Origin of the sequence: Rhizobium sp. LjRoot258, assembly GCF_964254185.1 — a bacterium.
Taxonomy (GTDB): Bacteria; Pseudomonadota; Alphaproteobacteria; order Rhizobiales; family Rhizobiaceae; genus Rhizobium.
This window is the reverse complement of the sequence record NZ_CAXUST020000001.1, coordinates 655,325-673,723: the sequence shown is the minus strand read 5'-3', so window position 1 is coordinate 673,723 and position 18,399 is coordinate 655,325. Positions and strand designations below refer to the sequence as shown.

The following is an 18,399-nucleotide window of genomic DNA, read 5'->3' as shown; positions in this document are numbered from 1 at the left end:
GCATTCAGGCCGTTGTTTTGCGTGCATATCGTCGCCGCAAGACCGCTGAACACTTTTGTGCGGCATGCATTAGCCGTGCGCCATTCGTGGATCCCTGGCGAAATCCTCCGCCGAAAATCCAATCCTGACCCTCGGGAAATCGCAAAGCGCCTGGACACCCATCCCCGAAAGCCGGATCCTCCACGTCTGGCGTTCGACGGGCTCGCGGGCAGCAAATGCTGCGGCGGTCAAAAGCGCAATGTTGCGGCCGCGTTGCGGGTCGCGCACGGATTCGTAGAGGATCGCCTGGCAGCCCGCTTCGCGGGCAGCGTCGGCGAGGGTCTGGCACGGTGCGTAGCTCTGGAGATCGGTCCATAGGGTACGGTCGGCATCGAGAGGCGCGCGGGTCAGGTCGATTGCGGACGCAGTTGCGATCGCTGCAGCAAAGGCCGTGTACTCGGCGGCATTGGCAGGCAGCGATGTCGCCGGCGACTCGGCATAGAACAGCAACCGGTAGAAGGCCATTTCGGCGAGCGCGGTTTCCACCCGCTCGGAGGCGTAGAAGACGCCCAGCGTCCGCCCTGCCCGCCGGAAGCGCGAGCCATGCGGGTAGACGGCCCCATAGCGGAACGGAGTGGCGAGCAGATAGTCCAGCCCGATGCACTCCGGCGGCAATGCCGGCTTGCTTTCTTCGAGCAGGGTTTCGAGCAGCACCTGCTCGTCGAGCGTATCGACAAGCTTCAATGTCGAAATCTGGTGCTGCGCCTCGACCAGACGCCAGAACCTGCCCGAGATCGCCCTCTTTTCAGACGATAGCGCGGCGGGCGTCCAGATAGGCAAGGACATCGGTCAATCCGGAGATGCTGACGATCTTTTCGAGCGGCTTGGCGCCGAGGGCGGTATTGGCGTTGCGCAACCATTGCCGGGCAACGGCCTCGTCGCCGCCGACGATCGCATCGAGCGAACGAAACAGACGCACGAGCAGGATGGCGAGTTCAAAGGACTTCGAGCCACGCTCGAGCAGATAATCCTGCCGCTTCATGCGCGAGACGGTTGCCTCGGAAATACCGAGCACTGCCGAAAGCGTTCGGGCGTTGAGGCCAAGATGGTCGGCGGCATTGACGGCCGCCTTGGTGATCACGGCAGCCTCGGGGGACCGGGCGCCGGAGATCGGATGTGCTACTGCCATGCCATACTCCTTTCACTAGAAAGAATATAGCATCTTAATTTCACATGAAAAGAGCGCCGCGATGCACGACGCTCTTTTTTGCTTTGGTCAAGCAACGGTAACCGGAACTTCGGTCGACGTGCGCATTGCGTGGCTATAAGGGCACACGATGTGAGCCGCCGCGGCAAGCTTTTCGGCGGTCGGCTTGTCGAGGCCGGGAATGTTGACCGTCAGGGCGACTTCGATGCCGAATCCCGTGCCGTCTTCGCGCGGGCCGATGCCGACGGTGGCACTGACCGTGGTTTCTTCCGGAATCTTGACCTTTTCCTTGCCGGCGACAAATTTCAAAGCACCGAGGAAGCAGGCTGAATAGCCGGCCGCAAAGAGCTGCTCAGGGTTGGTGCCGGTCGCGCCATCGCCGCCGAGTTCTTTCGGAACCGTCAGCGTGACATCGAGAACGCCGTTTTCGGAAACGGCACGGCCTGCGCGGCCACCGGTGGCGGAAGCTTTGGTCGTGTAGAGGATAGGCATGTCAGTCTCCTTTGCGTTGGGGTTGGATTTTGTATAATGCGCAATTAAATTGTACGCAAGTTAATTTTGCAAATTGCATTTGGAATTCGAAAAGAGGACAATCGCGCCTCGAGGACAACGACAATGAAAGCGCATCTGGCAAACACGATGGAAATTCCGGAAGAGGAAAGACGGCTGGAAAACCAGCTCTGCTTTGCGGTGTACTCGACGGCGCATGCCTTCACCCGCGCCTACAAGCCGATCCTGGACACGGTCGGCCTCACCTACCCGCAATATCTTGTCATGCTGGCGCTGTGGGAAAAGTCAGAGCAGCCGGTGAAAGCGATCGGCGAGCAGCTCGATCTCGATTCGGGCACACTCTCGCCGCTGCTCAAGCGCCTGGAGCAGAATGGCCTGATCAAGCGCACCCGCGATTCCCGCGACGAGCGACAGGTCATCGTGTCGCTGACCGAGAAAGGCCGCGTGATGAGAAGCGAAGTCAATAGGATCATGGCCGCGATCGGGCAGGCGGCAGGCTGCACGCTCGAGGAAATGGCGACAATACGCGAGATGCTGAAAGGGTTGCGATCTAACCTGATGTCGGCGGGGTGAGAAGCAAGGCAGCCAGCGTCAACGCCTCATTTCGCCCAGGGCAGCCCTGCGGCCTCCAGCCTCAGCCACAGATTTTGCCGGAACGACAGGGCGCGAGCCTGAAGTAATTGTTCGAGATATCGGCCGTTCAACAGAAGCGTGTTCTCCCTGACATACGCCACGTCGAGCCGCGCCGTCATGTCTTTGCCGAGCGCCTCGTATGACGCCGCTCGCAGGAGCCGCGCCCAATGATATTCCGGCAGCACGATCAGGAAACGGTCCAGGCAGGCAACCGCCTCCTCATAGTTCCCAGAGACGAAATGAGCGTCGCCCCGGAACAGGAAGATCGGATGATAGTCCGGACTGACCTGATCGGCCTGATCGAACGCCATATGCGCGTCGCCGATCCGACCGGCAAAGGTCAGACCGATGCCGAGCCATGTATGGAACTCGGCGTCGTTCGGATTGAGGTCGACAGCCCTTTTTAGTGCATCCAGGCCGGCTCGAGCGTTTCCGAGATACGTTTCGGCCAGGCCAAAGGCGCTCAGCAGATAGGGCTCGCGATCGTCCAACCCCAGTCCGGCCCGCGCGATATCGCGGGCCTGCCTGAAACCATGCACCGGATCGTCGAGCCAGCCGTTGAAGCAGGAGTGGAAGTTTATCCAGGCAAGGCTCTCGCGGACCAGAACGTGATTGGGATCGATGGCCAGGAGCCGCTCACACAGACGCCGGGCGCGGATCATCCCCTTCAATGTCGGCCGCTCGACGTGGTTGAACACCTGCAGATACAGCTTCTCGGTGCCGATCCCACCTTCCGGCTCCATCGCCGAACGGGCTGCCGCGTGCTTCATCAAAACATGATAGAGGTTACCGCTGATCTTGCGGACGAGCCGGTCCTGACCGAGGTCCGAACCCGCGCTTTCGCCGAGATATTTGCGGCTCCATACCTGTGTCCCGCTTTGCACCAACACGAGTTGCACCAGCGCCCAGCCACCTTCCTCGTGGCCCTGAACCGCGGTTTCCAGGACGTAGTCGGCGCCGACCCGCTTGCCGATTTCTTCCACGGTCTCGTGCCTCGCATTCAAGGCGAACATCGTCGCGGCGGCAACCACTGAGAGCGGCGAGAACAGGCCGAGTTCTCCGATCAGTTTGCGTGTCAGGGACTCGGCGACCAGACTGTCGTCTCGTTCATGTGACAGGCTCCTGATCGGTAGAATCGCGATCCTAGGCTTGCCATTGGTCAAATCCACCTGCGCCGGCGGCTCCTGCTGCTCGCGAATTTGACCGATGAGTTGCTGCGTCTCCGGATCAGGCGCAACACTCAGATTGGCCTCCAGCAGTGCTTTCAGGCTCTCGTAGTGCTTGACGGCGCGAGCGCGCTCGCCGTGCGCCCTGTGATGGCGCAGGATCGTCCGGTGAGATGGTTCGTGGTAGGGATCGTGCCGCAAAAGGTATTGTGCAGCGAGAAGCGCCTGCTCCAGGTTGCCCGCCTTCTCCAATCCGTCGGCCAGGCTCGCAAGGCAATCGACCAGTAAATCGCGGTGTCGGCCGCGCTCCATGCGAAGCCATGCTTCCAACGTCTCGTCGTTGAAGCTCAGCCCCTCGAGAAATTCCCCCTCGAAAGCATCAAGCGACGGTGGCAGACACCCCGCCCTCGCGCTTTCAGTAAGGGTCTGGATATCGGTGACAATGGCATCGCTTCTCGTCCAACCGCAGCCGTTGTCGAACACGAGAGGTGACACGCCGTGGCCGTCGACGGCCTGACGGATCGTGAAGAACGCCTGGCGGAGGCTGTTGCGGGCATGCTCCTCCGTCCGCTCGGCCCACAGCATGCCGGCCAGTTTCGACCGGGCGATCGGCTTTCCGTTCGAGAGCGCGAGGATCGCGATCAGCGCCTGATGTTTGCGCGAGGCGATCGCAATGCTCTCGCCTGCGGGCGAGAGCAACTGGAATCGACCAAGCAGGCGCAGCGTGAACCCCATCGAGCTCCCCTCCGAGCCTTATTTTAGCGATTGCTTTAACATTCCTATAACAGCAGGAAAGCGGCCGTTTGTCATAGTCAATTTCACGGGGTGGTGAGCGAGGGGATGATGCGGCGATGCTGAAGAAGCTGATCGGTTTGGCGATGGCATTGGTTTGGACTATGTCAGCCTCTCAATCCTCGGCCTGCGCCGATATCGCACTTGTTCTCGCCGTCGACGGGTCCGGCAGCATCACTGACGACGAATACATGTTTCAGAAGTCTGCCATCGCTGCGGCCTTCCGGGACGATGACGTACTGGCGGCCTTGAAAAATGCCGGCGTCGTCGCCGTATCGACGGTCTTCTGGGGCGACGGCGAGTTCTCCACCCAGAAACTCGACTGGTTCGTTATAGAGAGCGGGAACGGCGCCGAGCCCTTCGCGCTGGCGATGGAGGCCAACCGGCGCAAAGTCTTTGGCAACACCGATATCGGCAACGGCATGTGGTCCGCGCTCGACATGCTATCCGATCTACGCTTCTGCGCCGTCAAGACCATCATCAACGTCTCCGGCGATGGCAAGGAGACGATTGCGCCGAAACGACGGCAGACGCCATCTCTCTATCAGGCGCGCCAGCGCGCCATGAAGACGGGCACAACGGTCAATGGACTGGTCATTTCCGACGAGGAACCCGATCTTCCCGGCTACTACGAAAGACGCGTCATCCTCGGCGAGGACGCGTTCGTGATGGAAGTCAGGAGTTTTGCAGATTATTCGGCAGCGATCCGCAAGAAGCTGATCAGGGAACTGTCGCCGCCAACCGAATTCCAGATCGCCGAACATCGGCAATGAATGCGGCCAGCCAATCGGCCGGCCGCACCTGCGCGGATTACTGCAGAACGACGACCGGCGCCTTGTTCGGCACGCGGTCATAGAGATCGATGATGTCCTGGTTCAGCAGGCGCACGCAGCCAGACGACACCGCCTTGCCGATCGAGCGCCATTCCGGGTTGCCATGCAGGCGGTAGAGCGTGTCTTCGCCACCCGAGAAAATGTAGAGTGCGCGCGCACCAAGCGGGTTCTTCAGGCCCGGCTCCATGCCACCGTTTTCGATCGAATACTTGGCAAGCTCTGGCTGGCGCGCGACCATCTCGTTCGGCGGCTTCCAGCGCGGCCATCTCTGACGCCACTGGATGACGCCCGAGCCCTGCCATGCAAAGCCTTCGCGGCCGATGCCGACGCCATAGCGCATCGCCGTGCCGCCTGGCTGCACCAGGTAGAGGAAACGCGAGGGGGTATCGACGACGATCGTGCCGGGCGCCTGGCCGGTCGGATCGACGACCTGCTGGCGATAGAAGCGCGGATCGATCTGCTGGTAGGGCACGGCCGGAATGAGAAAGCCACCATCCTCAATCGGACCGTACATGACCGCCAGCTCGGCATCACCCGGCGTCTGCGGCGCCTGGAACATGTTGATCGGATTGCGCATGACGACCGGCTGAGCCGTCGGAGGCGACCCGGCAGTGGATGCACACCCGGTCAGCGCCGAAGCTGCGGTTATTGCCGAAAGCGAAAGGAAGCTGCGGCGGGAAAGGGATTTTTCAAAGCTCATAACGCGGGTCTGGTTTCCTGTTGCGCTGGAAGGACGAACGCCCTTCGCGGAGGGTGGGTCAACGCCGGTGACGCACAAGAAATCTATCCGCTTGCGCTAAATAAACCATCACCTCACGAAGTCGTGTCCGCCCGCGGACACACGATATCCCAAACGCTGTTGCGCGGCTACATCACGACAATCTCGGCCTTCGCCGGAACGCGATTGTAAAGGTCAACCACATCCTGGTTCAGCATGCGCACGCAGCCAGACGACGTGGCCTTTCCGACCGACTGCCAATCCGGCGTACCGTGGATACGGTAAAGCGTATCCTGCCCATCGTTGAAGATATAGAGGGCGCGCGCACCAAGCGGGTTTCCGAGGCCGGGGTTCATGCCGCCGTTTTCTGCGGAAAAGGCGCGTATGTCGGGCTGACGCGAGACCATTTCGGCCGGCGGTGTCCAGCGCGGCCATTTCTGCTTCCATTGAATGACACCGCGGCCGGACCATGCGTAGCCTTCGCGGCCGAGCCCGACGCCGTAGCGCATCGCCTTACCGCTCGGCTCGATAAAGTAGAGATGCTTGCTCTTCGTATCGACGATGATCGTGCCCGGCTTCTCGTTCGAGGGATAGTCGACTTCCTGCCGCAGATACTGCGGATCGATGCGGCTGATCGGTATGGCCGGCAACGTGAAGTCGGTGTCGCGCACCTGGCCATACATGGCGCTATTCACGGGATTGGTGACCGGCAGGCCGTAGGTCCGGCTAAAATTCGCGCCTGGGATGCCGTAAGTCTGATTGTATATCGTAGGCGGCACACCCGGCCTCTGCGGCACCGGCGTATCCACCGGCTTGACCCGCATGGGATCAACACCGGGTGGGTTATAGAAAACAGGCGACGTTTCCTGCACGAAGCGGGCGGGATCGGTGGCACCGGTGTCCGGGATGAGGATATTGCAACCGCTCAGGCAAAAAGCAGCGGCCGCAAGCCCGGCAATTGGCGACACCCGGCTGAAAACAGTCATAAAGCACCCTCATCGACAACAGCGAGACGTATAGCTGCGGCAAGGATGGCACCTGCGGCTGGCGCGAGGCTGGTGACGACATCAGCCTCGCATCAATTGAACTCGCACCACACTCAGGCTGCAACGCCGTGGAAGAACCGTATGCTTTGCTCGATCTCCGCCGGCAGCGCCGACGTGTGGTTGCCGGTCACCGTATCCGTTTCGATACGGACACCGCCCGAGCGCGCGCGGCTGGCAAGCAGACCGGCGCGGTCGTTGAAATGTGCCTCCTCCGTGCCATGAACGACGCGGACCGGGCATTTGAAGCTCTTGGCATAGCAGAGCGCGCTGCGGACCTCGAACTCGTGGGCGTTGCTATCGTCGAAGCGAATGTCCTGCGGGTAGCGATTGAAAAAGCGGAAAGCGTCCGGATTGCCCGAGATCGGCGCGGCGGCACGGAACGTGTGGCTGCTCATCGCCGCAAGCATGGTCAGCGTGCCGCCAATGCTGTGGCCGGCGATAAACAGACGATCGGCATCGACGCCCGGAAGATGGCGCAGACGATCGGCCGCCGAAAGCACGTCGTCCACCTCGTCATAGAAACCCGAGAAATTGCCCATCTGCCCGTTTTCGCCACGCAACGATGGCATCATCACCACGAAGCCGGCATCGACATAGGCCTTGAGCAGAACCCAGTGGCCAAGGCCCATGGCGTTGCCGCCGTGCAGGAAAAGAACGCCGGGCTTTTGCTTGCTACCGCGCTTGTACTTGGAGACCCAGGCAACCAGCTCCAATTCGCCGCCGTAGCCGGACCGATAGAGAATCTTCTCGCCCTCCGGAGGCGCATCCAGCGGTTCGTACTTGTCGGGAGCCGGCCCCTTCTGCAAGAGCTTGGTGCGGAAGCGCTTGCGGGCCTTTGCATAATCATGATCGATCACCCTTGGCACCTCCGGAACCTCGAATGCACTTGCCATGCCCGGGAGGACAAGGGCTCCGGCCAGGCCGGCAAGAACCATGCGGCGGTGGCGAAAAAAGGCACTACCTTCGTCTGACGTCATTTCACACTTCCATCGTTCCCGGCGATTCGAGAATTGCACCGGAAGCGCGCGGTCGCCAACACACGTTGTGTTGAAAAAGGTGGTGCTGCGGCGTTTTGCTCCAGAAAAGCCTACTGCTCACGCTTGGCATCGATCAAAGCGACCAGCGTCTGAAGGCGATCCGCCTCGTAGGGCGGTTTGTCGGGACGCAGGCGCGCGATTCGCGGAAAGCGCATTGCCACGCCCGACTTGTGGCGGGTCGAGCGGTTGATGCCTTCGAAGGCGACTTCCACGACGAAGCCGAAATCCTTGTCCGCTCTGACGGCCCGCACAGGGCCAAAGCGCTCCGTCGTGTTGTTGCGAACGAACGTGTCCAGCACCTCGAGTTCGGCATCCGTGAAGCCGAAATAGGCCTTGCCGACGGGAACCAGCTGTTCTCCTTCCGGGGTCTCGGTCCACACACCAAAGGTGAAGTCCGAATAATAGCTCGAGCGCTTGCCGTGGCCGCGCTGCGCATACATCAGCACGGCGTCGACATTGTAGGGATTGCGCTTCCACTTGAACCAAGGCCCCTTCAGCCGCCCGGCCTGATAGATGCTGTCGCGGCGCTTGATCATCACCCCTTCGATGACAGGGTCGGGCGGCGCCGACCGCAGCTCGTCCAGTTCGTCCCATGAAGAGAATTCCACCAGAGGGGAGAGGTCGAAGCGGTCGTGCGGCGCGCTATCGATGACCTCCGCAAGACGCGCACGGCGCTCGACGTAGGAGCGGCCACGCACGTCCTCCTCCCGATCGAAAAGCAGATCGTAGGCACGAATGAAGGCTGGATACTCGTCGAGCATCTTCGTCGTCACCGTCTTGCGGTTCAGACGTTGCTGCAGATCGGAAAAGGTGCGCGTCGGGCTGGTCGAGCGTGTCGTTCCCCCGACGAGCATCTCGCCGTCGACGACGCCGTCGAAGCTGATCGACTCGACGATATCGGGGAACGCGCCTGAGATATCGTCGCCGGAGCGCGAGTAGATCTTGCGCGTGTCGCCAGCGCGCGACAGCTGCACGCGGATGCCGTCCCATTTCCATTCCGCGGCATAGTCGGCTGGATCAAGTTGATCGAGATCCCCTTCCTCGACCGGATTGGCGAGCATCACGGAGTGGAAGATTGCAGGCGTTGCCAGGATCGGCTTGCCGCCCTGCCCTTCCAGCCAGCGAAACAAAGATTCATAGGGCGGCTGCAGGCCATGCCACAGCGTCTCGATTTCCGTCACGTCTCGGCTGCCGAGATCGGCGAGCGCTTGCTTTGCCAGACGCGAGGAAACGCCGATGCGGAGCGCCCCGGTCGCGAGCTTGATGAAGGCGAAGCGACCCGAGGTATCCAGCCTGTCGAGCAGGTCGCGGACGAAGCTGCGTACCTCGGTGCGGCCGAGTGCATTCATCTGCGTGACGACCTCGCCGAGACGCGGCTGAGCAAGCGGCGACCGCTCCATGTCCTTCTCGTTGTCCCACACCAGGGAAATCGTTTCTGCGAGATCGCCGACATAGTCGTAAGAATAGCGAAAGAGCACGTCATCCATGCGTTCCAGCACCAACTCGCGCAGCATGGCTGGCTTGACGTTGCGCACTTCGAGCGTGCCGGCAATGGCGGCAAGACCGTAGCCGCGATCCGGGTCCGGGGTGTTCCGGAAGTAATCGGTGAGCAGCTTCAGCTTGCCGTTGCGGCTGGGGGTGAGCACGAGGCGGTCGAGCAGGTCGGCGAATGCTTTCATCAATCGGCCTCGTCCTCGTAGCCGACCAGGTGGAGCGGTCGGGCCCTGATGCCCTGCAGCTGGCACCAGCGCACCAGGGCTTCCTCGCGGCCATGCGTGACCCAAACCTCCCCCGGATGCAGATCGGTGATTGTCTCTGTGAGCTCGGGCCAATCACAATGGTCGGAGATGACGAGCGGCAGTTCGACGCCTTGCTGTTTGGCGCGCTGACGCACCATCATCCAGCCCGAGGCGAAAGCCGGCAAGGGTTCATTGAAGCGGCGCGCCCAGCGATCTGCAAAGGCAGAGGACGGACCGACGACGACGGCTCCCTTGAAGGCGGATTTGTCGCGGCTTTCGATGGTCGCGGGGCGAAGCTCACCAAGGTCAATGCCCTGCCCCACATAGTAGTCGCAGAGCCTTTCCATCGCGCCATGGATATAGATCGGCTGGTCATAACCGGTATCGCGCAGCAGGCGGATGACCCGCTGTGCCTTGCCAAGCGCATAGGCGCCGATCAGATGGGTGCGCTCCGGAAACTGGCGCAGCGACGCATAGAGCTTGCCCATCTCATCGACCGGATCTGGATGATGAAAGACCGGCAGCCCAAAGGTGGCCTCGGTGATGAAGACATCGCAGGGAACCGGCACGTAGGCAGCGCACGTCGGGTCCGCGCGTCGTTTGTAGTCGCCTGAGACAACGATGCGGGTACCGTTCTTTTCGATGGCGATCTGCGCGGAGCCGAGCACATGGCCGGCAGGATGAAAGCTGACCCTGACGCCATTGATCAGGATCTCCTCTCCGAACGCCGCTGCCTGCTCGCTTGCGCAGAAGCCGTCACCATAGCGGATCTGCATGATGTCCAGCGTCTGTCGCGTGGCGAGTACGTTTGTGTGGCCGGGTCGCGCGTGATCCGAATGGCCGTGGGTTATCAGCGCTCGCTCCACCGGCCGCACGGGATCCACATAGAATCCTCCCTCGGGACAATAGAGCCCCTCGGGGGCGGGATAGAGCAAGGCGTCTGGTTTCATGCGTGCAAAGATAGCGGGAAAGAACGGAAGGGCCAGTGGTGCAGGTTCGGACAAAAGTAGTGCTCCTGACACTGTCGCCTGCATCGAAACGATACAGGCGCGCTGGCACGTTTCCTGCAGAGCTTAACGAATGAAAAACAGTTCGCCAGTCTCCTCGCGCCGTCACCTTTTCCGTCTTGCGGGAGCATCCGCGCTGACGCTGATCGCCTTCCGCAGCTTCGCGACCACGCGGGAGGGCGATCTGCGCGGACCGATCGATGCCGTCCGGTACAAGACGACGTCGAGCGCGGCCGATCGCAAGAGCGTCAGCCTGCAGAAAATGATCGATCAGGCTGCCGCAGAAAATGTCCCGGTTTTCCTGCCGCCTGGCACCTACAAGGTCCCCAATCTCGTGCTGCCGGAGAATACGCGCATAACAGGCGTGCCCGGCGCATCACGCATCGTCTGCACCGGCGATGGCCACCTCTTCAGCGCGCAGAACATCAAGCGCGTCGAACTGTCGAACATCGTCATCGACGGGCAGAACCGCTGGCTCGGCGACTATGCCGGCGCGCTGCTGCAATTTACCGGCGTCGACGAGGTGCTGATCGACAATTGCGAGATCGGCGGCAGCCGCAAACATGCCGTCCAGCTCGAGCGATGCGGCGGTCGGATCGAGCGCAGCCGCATATCGGGTGCCGGCCAATCCGGCATCTATGCCGTCGAGTCCAACGGCCTCTCGATCACCGGCAACGAGGTCTTCGACTGCGGCAATGGCGGCATTCTCGTGCATCGCTGGAAGAAGGCGGTCGACAACAGCGTCGTCAACGGCAACCGCATCTACCGGATCAAGGCCAATGCCGGCGGCACCGGCCAGAACGGCAATGGCATCAACATCTTTCGCGCCGACAATGTCATGGTGGCGAACAACCACATCTCCGATTGCGCCTTCACCGCCATCCGCGCCAATTCGGCCTCCAACATCCAGATCACCGGCAACCAATGCCAGCGCTCGGGCGAGACGGCGATCTACGTCGAATTCGAGTTCCAGGGCGCCGTCGTCTCCGACAACATGGTGGATGGCGCGGCGAACGGCATCTCGATCGCCAATTTCGACCAGGGCGGCAGGCTGGCAAGCGTCACCGGCAACGTGGTGCGCAACCTGACCCTGAAAGGCCCCTATGAACACGAGGTCGGCTTTGGCATCGGCATCGCCGCCGAGGCTGATACGCTGGTCTGCGGCAACATCATAGAAGGTGCTCCGCGATGGGGCATGCAACTCGGTTGGGGACCCTATCTGCGTAATCTCGTCGTGACCGGCAATATCATCCGCAAGGCGCCTGTCGGCTGCGCCGTCTCGGTCGCCAAGGGCGCGGCAACGGCCGTCATCACCGACAACGTGTTTCAGGAAACACCGGACGGTGCAGTCCTCGGTTTCGAATGGGACAAGAAGGTGTCCGGCGAGCTGGCGACGGCGGGTTCCTCGCCCTATGCGCAGCTGACGGTCGAGCGCAACCGCATCTCCTGAGATACATCAAAAGCTTTCATCGATTCATAAGGCTTGGCAGCTTCCGCCGTGACGCTTCGGCTCCTACCCTGAGGCCAGCCGAACAAGGGGACATCGACATGCTGACGATCTATGGGGTCTATCGCTCGCGCGCCTCGCGCGTTTACTGGATGGCGGAAGAGCTCGGGCTGGAATTTGAGTCCGTGCGCGTCATTCAAGCGCGGCGCCTTGCCAACCCGCTCGCCGCCGATGCGTCGATCAACACGCTGTCGCCGGACTTTCTGGCGATCAATCCGATGGCGCTCATCCCGAGCATCAAGGACGGCGACCTCGTGATGCACGAGTCGCTTGCCATCACGCTTTACCTGGCGCGCAAGAATGGCGGACCGCTTTCCGGTCAAACAGTCGAGGAAGACGGTTTGATGACCATGTGGACGATCTGGGCGGCAACCGAGGTGGAACCGCATACGGTGCGGATCGTCTACGTCTACGACGATGAGAAGCAGAACAGCGACGACGGCAAGGCGACGATCAGCGTTGCCGTGCGCTCGCTGAAGAAACCATTCGCGACGCTGGAGAAGCAGCTGGCGACCAACGATTACATTGTTGGCAACCGCTTCACCGCCGCCGATCTCAACATCGCCGAGGTGCTTCGCTACGCGCAGACGCAACAGGCGCTGTTCGACGCCCATCCCAATATCAGCGCCTGGATCAAGCGCTGCCAGTCTCGGCCGGCCTATATTGCCATGCAGGCGACGCGTTCCGAGGAGCCGGTCTGATCAGGCAAAGAGCTGCAGGGTGCCGGCCATTTCCTCACGGATCCAGGCTTTGAAATCCCTGACGTTCTTGGGCTCGCGCGAACCTTCGGCCGTTATGAAATAGTGGCCGAAGCCGGTTTTGGCGCGGATGCCGAACGGCGCGACCAGCTGTCCCTGCTGCAGGGCAAAGCCCGCCAGAGTCTGCCAGGCGAGCATGACGCCCTGCCCTGCGATTGCCGCATCGAGGCAGAGCGAGGCGTCGTTGAAGACGTGGCGCGTCTCAAGCGTGGCACCCGAAAGGCCAGCCTCGCGCATCCACACCTCCCAGGTGAACATCGCGCGGCCGTCGATCACCGCCGGAAGCGAGAGGATATCGGCGGGCTCGCGCAGCCGCGCCGCCATCGCTGGCGAGCAGACGGGAAAGACCTCCTGCGCAAGCAACAATTCCGCCTTCACATCCGGCCACTGCCCGCTTCCGACGCGAATGCCGATATCGACATCGCACAACGCCGGATTGACGAGGCGGGTGGTGGCATCCATCCGCAGGCTGATTTCGGGATGCCTTTCCGCAAAGCGATCGAGCCGATAGACGAGCCAGCGTGCGGCAAACACCGGCGCCACCGAGATTGTCAGGATGCCGTCGTCGCGTCGCTGCGTCGTCGCCACCGCCTGTGACAAGGCATTGAAGCCCTCCGTCAGACCGGCCAGCAGCCGCGCGCCTGCCTCCGTCGCGACCATACCTTTCGGCGTGCGTTCGAAAATCACGTGGTCGAGCTGCGCTTCGGCCTTGATGACCTGCTGGCTGACCGCACCGATCGAGACGCCCAGCTCTTCTGCAGCGGCCTGCAGAGAGCCAAGCCGCCCCACCGCTTCGAGCGCACGCAATCCGTTCAGGTGAACCGAGTTCAGGTTTCGCATATAGTTTTTCTATACTGAGAGATTGGTAATCTCAATTGAAACGTGCCCGGCCGGCCGCGATAATGTGCCTGTGTTGAGCAGATGCTCCGTTCGCCACCCTGGAAGGAAGCGAGGCACGCCATGCAAATCCTGAAGTTTTTCTTTAGCGTCGAGACGATCGAGCCTCCCTACAGCGCTGATGTCAACCGGGATCCGCTGTACCATCCCGATCTGGCGCGAATGTCACCGACCGCGTTGGCGGACCTGCCGCTCAGCCCGCAGCCAAGCACGCCAAAGCCCGAACGGCAACCGCTCGCAAGGTGTGCCTAAGACTGTGAAATCTGCTAGTCTGCGTGAGCTTCTAATTCGAGCCAGCCCATGACCGACAGCGTCGACACGATATATGCGCGCCTCAAGCGTCTTTCTGCGGAAGCGAATTTGCCAGGCGTGGAGGAAAGCACGTCCTACGGCAACCCGGCGCTGAAGGTGGGCGGCAAATCCTTTGTGGCGGTCAAGAATAACGAGACCGTCGTGCTTTCCGTCTCGATCGACGATAAGGAACGGCTGATCGAGATGGCGCCCGACATCTACTATCAGACCGACCACTATGTCGGCTGGCCATCGCTGCCCTTGCGCGCCGGCGCGATCAGCGACGCGGAACTGAAAGAACGGCTGATCGGCGCCTGGCGGTTCCGCGCACCGAAAAAGCTTGCCGCACGTTTCCGGGGGTGAGCGCATGCGCTGCACGCGCCTCCCATACCGTCGTCGCAGTCGCGCTTCGGCTATGGCCGTTATGCCTGCTCGCGCTCCAATGCCCGCTGGACGGCCGGGCGCTCCATCATCTGGGCATAGTGCGCCGTCGACTTCCTGAAACGGATCGGATCGACGCCATCGGACCGCAGCCATCCGGTCATGACGAAGAGGTAGGGGTCGGCGACCGAGTAGTACTCGCCCATGACCCACGGGCCCTCCAGCAGCTGCTCGTCGATAAGCTCGAAGCACTCGCTCATGGTCTGCGGCACCTTCGCCTTCATCGCTTCGTGAGCCGTCGGATCATCCGCCCATCGGCTACCCCGGCGGCCATGCGCGTGGTTCACATGCACGGTCGCGCAGATGTAATTGTTGAAGGCCTGCATGCGGGCGAACTCGAAAGGATCGAGCGGCGCCAGCTGCGCCGCCGGCGCGAGCTGCGCGATGTAGGCCAGGATTGCCGGCGTTTCGGTTAGGATGCCACGTTCCGTCACAAGCGCGGGGACCCGGCCCTTCGGGTTGATTTCGAGATACTCTGGCGAACGCTGCTCCGCTTCGGCGAAGTTCAGTTTCTTGGTTTTGAACGGCAGACCGGACTCCTCCAGCGCAATGAGGCTTGCAAGCGCGCAGGTGTGCGGCGCAAAATACAATGTCAGCATAATCGACTCCCTTCGATGCTGACTTTATAGCGCGGCTATCAGCAAACGCACAGATCGAGGCCGGCAAGCCGGCCTCTTAAAATCAAGCTGCTTCAGACACAGCCCGGAACATCTTCGACCCGGTGCCAGACCGGGATGCCGCGTTCGCGCGCGATACGAACGTCGTTGTCGGCGCCTTTCGATTCTCCCTCGAGCCGAAGCACGCCGTCGCAAAGCTGCAGCAGGCGACCGGCAACGGGGTGGAATATCTCTTCGTAGAGATCATCGCCGACAGCCTTTCCGCCGGCGGCGTTCCACACCGGCAGAGCCACCCATTCCCCGATCATCGGCACGTGACCCGCCTTGAACAGCCTATGCGAGGGCTGCTCCAGCCGCTGCAAATTCGCGGCCATCTTTGCGGGATCGTCCCCCGTTCCGGACCTGTAAGGCCCAGCAATCAAAATCAACATGTTCAAACTCCATTTCTCCCGGCCTCATGCACGAGAAGTCAAATAACTGCACGATATTTCTTGAATGTCGACTCGTTTCGTGCAATTTCACGATAATTCGTGCAACACTCGGATTGAAACCATGCTCACAAGCCAGCGCAAATCGTTGATCCTCGACATTCTTCGGCGAGACGGCCAGGTGGTCGCCAAGCGCGTCGCCGAAGACTTTTCGCTGTCGGAGGACACGATCCGTCGCGATCTCAGGGAGATGGCGGCGGAAGGCTTGCTGAAGCGGGTCCACGGCGGGGCAATGCCTGTAGCGCCCGAGCTTCCGGACTTCTCGACGCGAAAAAGCGTCTCGTCCGAGGCCAAGGCGCGGCTGGGAAGGAAGGCAGCTTCGCTCGTGCAACCGGGCCAGCTGATCTTTCTGGACGGTGGTACGACAACGGCTGAGATCGCCCGGCAATTGCCGCGCGACTTCGCCTTCTCGGTGGCGACACACAGCCCGACGATCGCCGCGGAGCTAGAACATCACCCGACGGCGAGTGTGATCCTCATCGGCGGCAAGCTCTACAAGCACTCAATGGTCTCGGTCGGATCCGTTGCCATGGCCGCGATTTCGCAGCTTCGGCCCGACATGTTCTTTCTCGGAGTGACGGCTGCCCATCCCGTACACGGCCTGTCGACGGGCGATTTCGAGGAGGCGGCCATCAAGCGGCACATCGCGTCCTGCGCAGCCGAGACCTACGTGCCGCTAACGCAGGAGAAGTTCGACCACGTCTCTCCTTGTCATATTCTGCCGGTGTCAGGCGTGTCGGGGCTGATCGTCACCGCGGACATCGCCGCGGCGGTCATCGAGCCCTATCGCAACATCACTGCCGAGATCCTCGAGGCATGAACGGCGCAATGAAGCGCGCCTTTAGTTCCCCGAGGTTTTGCGGCAACAGGCTCACGGCGAGGCCGGCGACAAAGATTGCGAAGACAAGATAGGCGAAGGTGTCGCGGGCCATCCCGATTGTCAGGACATCATGCAGTGTGGGCTGCAACGCGGCGATCGACGTCGAAAGCTGCATCTGACCGAGGAAACGACCGGGAGTGGTGGCAAAGGCAGGCGTCTCCGACAGCGCCAGCAGGGTGCCATAGACGGCAGAAAGCGAAATCGTCGCTCGCAGTGTACGCCAAACACCAAGCGGCCGCGCGCCACTGTCTTCAAATGACCAGCCGATATAGGCGCAGAAGACCACGAGGAACAGGAACGCCACAGGCAACCCCTCAAGTACGGTCTCCGGCTTCAACTGGCCGGTCCAACCATTGGCGAGCAGCAGCGGAAACGGCGCCGATGCAACGAACCAGATTTGGACGACGACACCCCAGAACCAGCCCATCGACAGATAGTGGATGCGGGCAAGGGTAACGACGAGAATGACGCCGCCCGCGAGGTAGACGCCCGACGGTTTCATGGACCCGGTCATGGTCACGATGATCGGTCCGCAGGAGCCGGCGATCCGGGCGCAACCCGAGGAAACGACCGTCAGCCAGGTCACATAATCGAAACACATGGTGAAGAAGAGAAAGATCGCGATGGCGATCAACATCCACCAAAGATAGCGGCCCGCAAACATATCCTGCCCTCATGGCGTTCGATGTACTGGGCAAAGGGTAACTCAACCCTCGAAAACCGCATCCGTTCTCGTGGGCTGTAGTTTCACATACATTAGCAATTTCTGTTCTGGCGGTGCGACTGTCCCGTTCCGGAACGGCTTATGTGGTCGGCGCAGCCGTCGCGCGAATGTCGCCAACGTGAATACCGTTCCAATTGTGCATCTCGATAGTAGCCATGGCGGCCAAGCTTGCGCGGGGCGGGTCGTGCCTGCCGAAGAAACGGCTGAGCGCGGCGGCAACCATCGCCTCGGAGGCACGCGAATGGCCGTCGTCGCATTTGACGGCGATCGCAATTCCCTGCTCGGGAATGGCTGCGCAGAAGACACCCTCAGCGCCCGTTTTGGCGAAGATGCGGCCCGGTGCTACCTCCATCAGCGCGGTGCAGGCGCGGCCGGTTCCGGCAACATAGAAGGGTTCGGCCATGCAGGCCTCGAAAAGCCGTCGGGACGCCTTGGCGCGAAGCGGTTCCAGGCCATTGCCGGTCGCCATCTTGGCAAAGCCGTGCGCCAGACCGCGCAAGGGAACCGCATAGGTCGGAATGGAGCAGCCGTCGGTGCCACAATTGTCGTGGCCGAGCACGGCGCCGGTCAGGCTTTCCATGACGCCGCGGATTTCGGCCTGCAGCGGATGGTCGTAGCCAACATATCCGTTCGGGTCGATGCCCTGATGGCAGCAAGCGCAGATAAAGCCGGCATGCTTGCCCGAGCAGTTGTTATGCAGTGCCGTCGGCTTGTCCATCGTGCGCGCCTGGTGGATCAGCACCTTTTGGCTCGAGGACCAATGCGCCCCGCATTCGAGCGTTTCGACACCGCGTCCGGCGCGTGCCAGCATGGTGGCGGCGAGCGCCACGTGCTCGTCCTCGCCATTGTGCGAGGAGCAGGCGAGCGCCAATTCCTTGTCGCCGAAGCCATAGGCATCCGCCGCGCCACTTTCCATCAGCGGCAACGCTTGCATGGCCTTGCAGGCCGAACGCGGGAAGATTGGCGCGTCAATATCGCCGGCCGAAAACACGACCTTTCCATCGCCATCGACGGCAACGACGGTGCCACGATGCTGGCTTTCAACGAGCGAGCCTCGAGTAACTTCGACGGTGACGGGATTGGTCATGGTATGGTCCTGATCGTTTGCGCAGATGCGTCACGCATAGCG

The 18,399-nt window shown here is 61.5% G+C and carries 20 protein-coding genes; 6 read left to right on the top strand and 14 right to left on the bottom strand.

Translation table 11 applies throughout. The features are described from left to right. Nucleotides 1-69: 69 nt before the first annotated feature. The 3 genes from ACSQ9D_RS03320 to ACSQ9D_RS03310 form a co-directional block, all read right to left on the bottom strand. On the bottom strand, nt 70-825 hold the full coding sequence (locus ACSQ9D_RS03320) for an RES family NAD+ phosphorylase (RefSeq protein WP_436281145.1): 756 nt from the start codon (nt 823-825) through the stop codon (nt 70-72). Beyond that, nucleotides 785-1,168 (bottom strand): antitoxin Xre-like helix-turn-helix domain-containing protein, encoded by a 384-nt coding sequence (locus ACSQ9D_RS03315; RefSeq protein ID WP_436281144.1) that lies wholly within the window; start codon nt 1,166-1,168, stop codon nt 785-787. Before ACSQ9D_RS03315 ends, ACSQ9D_RS03320 begins: the two co-directional genes overlap by 41 nt. 87 nt (nt 1,169-1,255) lie before the next feature. Beyond that, nucleotides 1,256-1,678 carry an organic hydroperoxide resistance protein gene (locus ACSQ9D_RS03310; RefSeq protein WP_007791565.1) on the bottom strand — a complete coding sequence of 141 codons (423 nt, stop codon included), beginning with the start codon at nt 1,676-1,678 and terminating at the stop codon, nt 1,256-1,258. Between the two features lie 123 nt (nt 1,679-1,801). Here ACSQ9D_RS03310 and ACSQ9D_RS03305 point away from each other — a divergent pair, with 123 nt between their 5' ends. After that, nucleotides 1,802-2,269, top strand: coding sequence for a MarR family winged helix-turn-helix transcriptional regulator (locus ACSQ9D_RS03305; protein WP_436281143.1), 468 nt, complete (start codon nt 1,802-1,804; stop codon nt 2,267-2,269). 26 nt (nt 2,270-2,295) lie between these two features. Here ACSQ9D_RS03305 and ACSQ9D_RS03300 read toward each other — a convergent pair whose 3' ends face one another. Beyond that, nucleotides 2,296-4,230, bottom strand: coding sequence for a BTAD domain-containing putative transcriptional regulator (locus ACSQ9D_RS03300; RefSeq protein WP_436281142.1), 1,935 nt, complete (start codon nt 4,228-4,230; stop codon nt 2,296-2,298). Between the two features lie 116 nt (nt 4,231-4,346). Here ACSQ9D_RS03300 and ACSQ9D_RS03295 point away from each other — a divergent pair, with 116 nt between their 5' ends. Then, nucleotides 4,347-5,060 (top strand): DUF1194 domain-containing protein, encoded by a 714-nt coding sequence (locus ACSQ9D_RS03295; protein ID WP_436281141.1) that lies wholly within the window; start codon nt 4,347-4,349, stop codon nt 5,058-5,060. Nucleotides 5,061-5,097: 37 nt separating this feature from the next. On the opposite strand, the gene ACSQ9D_RS03290 is transcribed toward ACSQ9D_RS03295, so the two are convergent. The 5 genes from ACSQ9D_RS03290 to ACSQ9D_RS03270 form a co-directional block, all read right to left on the bottom strand. Beyond that, complete coding sequence (locus tag ACSQ9D_RS03290; RefSeq protein WP_047520511.1) at nt 5,098-5,820, bottom strand: L,D-transpeptidase; 723 nt, start codon at nt 5,818-5,820, stop codon at nt 5,098-5,100. A gap of 167 nt (nt 5,821-5,987) precedes the next feature. Further along, nucleotides 5,988-6,824: a L,D-transpeptidase gene (locus ACSQ9D_RS03285; protein ID WP_436281140.1), complete on the bottom strand. Its 837-nt coding sequence runs from the start codon at nt 6,822-6,824 to the stop codon at nt 5,988-5,990. A 113-nt stretch (nt 6,825-6,937) separates the two neighbouring features. After that, nucleotides 6,938-7,861, bottom strand: a complete 924-nt coding sequence (locus ACSQ9D_RS03280) for an alpha/beta hydrolase family protein (protein WP_436281139.1) — start codon at nt 7,859-7,861, stop codon at nt 6,938-6,940. 110 nt (nt 7,862-7,971) lie between these two features. Next, the gene (locus tag ACSQ9D_RS03275) at nt 7,972-9,600 is read right to left on the bottom strand and encodes a cisplatin damage response ATP-dependent DNA ligase (RefSeq protein ID WP_436281138.1); all 1,629 of its coding nucleotides are present in this window, start codon (nt 9,598-9,600) and stop codon (nt 7,972-7,974) included. Further along, on the bottom strand, nt 9,600-10,610 hold the full coding sequence (locus ACSQ9D_RS03270; protein WP_436283755.1) for a ligase-associated DNA damage response exonuclease: 1,011 nt from the start codon (nt 10,608-10,610) through the stop codon (nt 9,600-9,602). The genes ACSQ9D_RS03275 and ACSQ9D_RS03270 overlap by 1 nt, the downstream gene beginning before the upstream one ends. A 130-nt stretch (nt 10,611-10,740) precedes the next feature. Here ACSQ9D_RS03270 and ACSQ9D_RS03265 point away from each other — a divergent pair, with 130 nt between their 5' ends. Together ACSQ9D_RS03265 and ACSQ9D_RS03260 are read left to right on the top strand one after the other, a co-directional pair. Further along, on the top strand, nt 10,741-12,117 hold the full coding sequence (locus ACSQ9D_RS03265; protein WP_436281137.1) for a TIGR03808 family TAT-translocated repetitive protein: 1,377 nt from the start codon (nt 10,741-10,743) through the stop codon (nt 12,115-12,117). Between the two features lie 98 nt (nt 12,118-12,215). After that, a complete protein-coding gene (locus ACSQ9D_RS03260; protein ID WP_436281136.1) occupies nt 12,216-12,875 on the top strand; it encodes a glutathione S-transferase family protein in 660 nt (219 codons plus the stop codon). On the opposite strand, the gene ACSQ9D_RS03255 is transcribed toward ACSQ9D_RS03260, so the two are convergent. Continuing rightward, nucleotides 12,876-13,772 carry a LysR substrate-binding domain-containing protein gene (locus tag ACSQ9D_RS03255; RefSeq protein ID WP_436281135.1) on the bottom strand — a complete coding sequence of 299 codons (897 nt, stop codon included), beginning with the start codon at nt 13,770-13,772 and terminating at the stop codon, nt 12,876-12,878. Between the two features lie 357 nt (nt 13,773-14,129). Between ACSQ9D_RS03255 and ACSQ9D_RS03250 the strand changes: the two genes are divergently transcribed. Continuing rightward, nucleotides 14,130-14,483, top strand: coding sequence for an MmcQ/YjbR family DNA-binding protein (locus tag ACSQ9D_RS03250; RefSeq protein ID WP_436281134.1), 354 nt, complete (start codon nt 14,130-14,132; stop codon nt 14,481-14,483). A gap of 59 nt (nt 14,484-14,542) precedes the next feature. Here the strand turns inward: ACSQ9D_RS03250 and ACSQ9D_RS03245 are convergent, their stop codons facing one another. After that, a complete protein-coding gene (locus ACSQ9D_RS03245; protein ID WP_436281133.1) occupies nt 14,543-15,160 on the bottom strand; it encodes a glutathione S-transferase family protein in 618 nt (205 codons plus the stop codon). Between the two features lie 92 nt (nt 15,161-15,252). Next, on the bottom strand, nt 15,253-15,609 hold the full coding sequence (locus tag ACSQ9D_RS03240; RefSeq protein WP_037125373.1) for an NUDIX hydrolase: 357 nt from the start codon (nt 15,607-15,609) through the stop codon (nt 15,253-15,255). 121 nt (nt 15,610-15,730) lie between these two features. On the opposite strand from ACSQ9D_RS03240, the gene ACSQ9D_RS03235 reads away from it, so the two are divergent. Beyond that, nucleotides 15,731-16,486, top strand: a complete 756-nt coding sequence (locus ACSQ9D_RS03235) for a DeoR/GlpR family DNA-binding transcription regulator (RefSeq protein ID WP_436281132.1) — start codon at nt 15,731-15,733, stop codon at nt 16,484-16,486. On the opposite strand, the gene ACSQ9D_RS03230 is transcribed toward ACSQ9D_RS03235, so the two are convergent. Both ACSQ9D_RS03230 and ACSQ9D_RS03225 read right to left on the bottom strand, forming a co-directional pair. Next, nucleotides 16,461-17,210 (bottom strand): hypothetical protein, encoded by a 750-nt coding sequence (locus ACSQ9D_RS03230; protein ID WP_436281131.1) that lies wholly within the window; start codon nt 17,208-17,210, stop codon nt 16,461-16,463. The genes ACSQ9D_RS03235 and ACSQ9D_RS03230 overlap by 26 nt on opposite strands. Before the next feature lie 139 nt (nt 17,211-17,349). Next, complete coding sequence (locus tag ACSQ9D_RS03225) at nt 17,350-18,357, bottom strand: asparaginase (RefSeq protein ID WP_436281130.1); 1,008 nt, start codon at nt 18,355-18,357, stop codon at nt 17,350-17,352. Nucleotides 18,358-18,399: the final 42 nt, after the last annotated feature.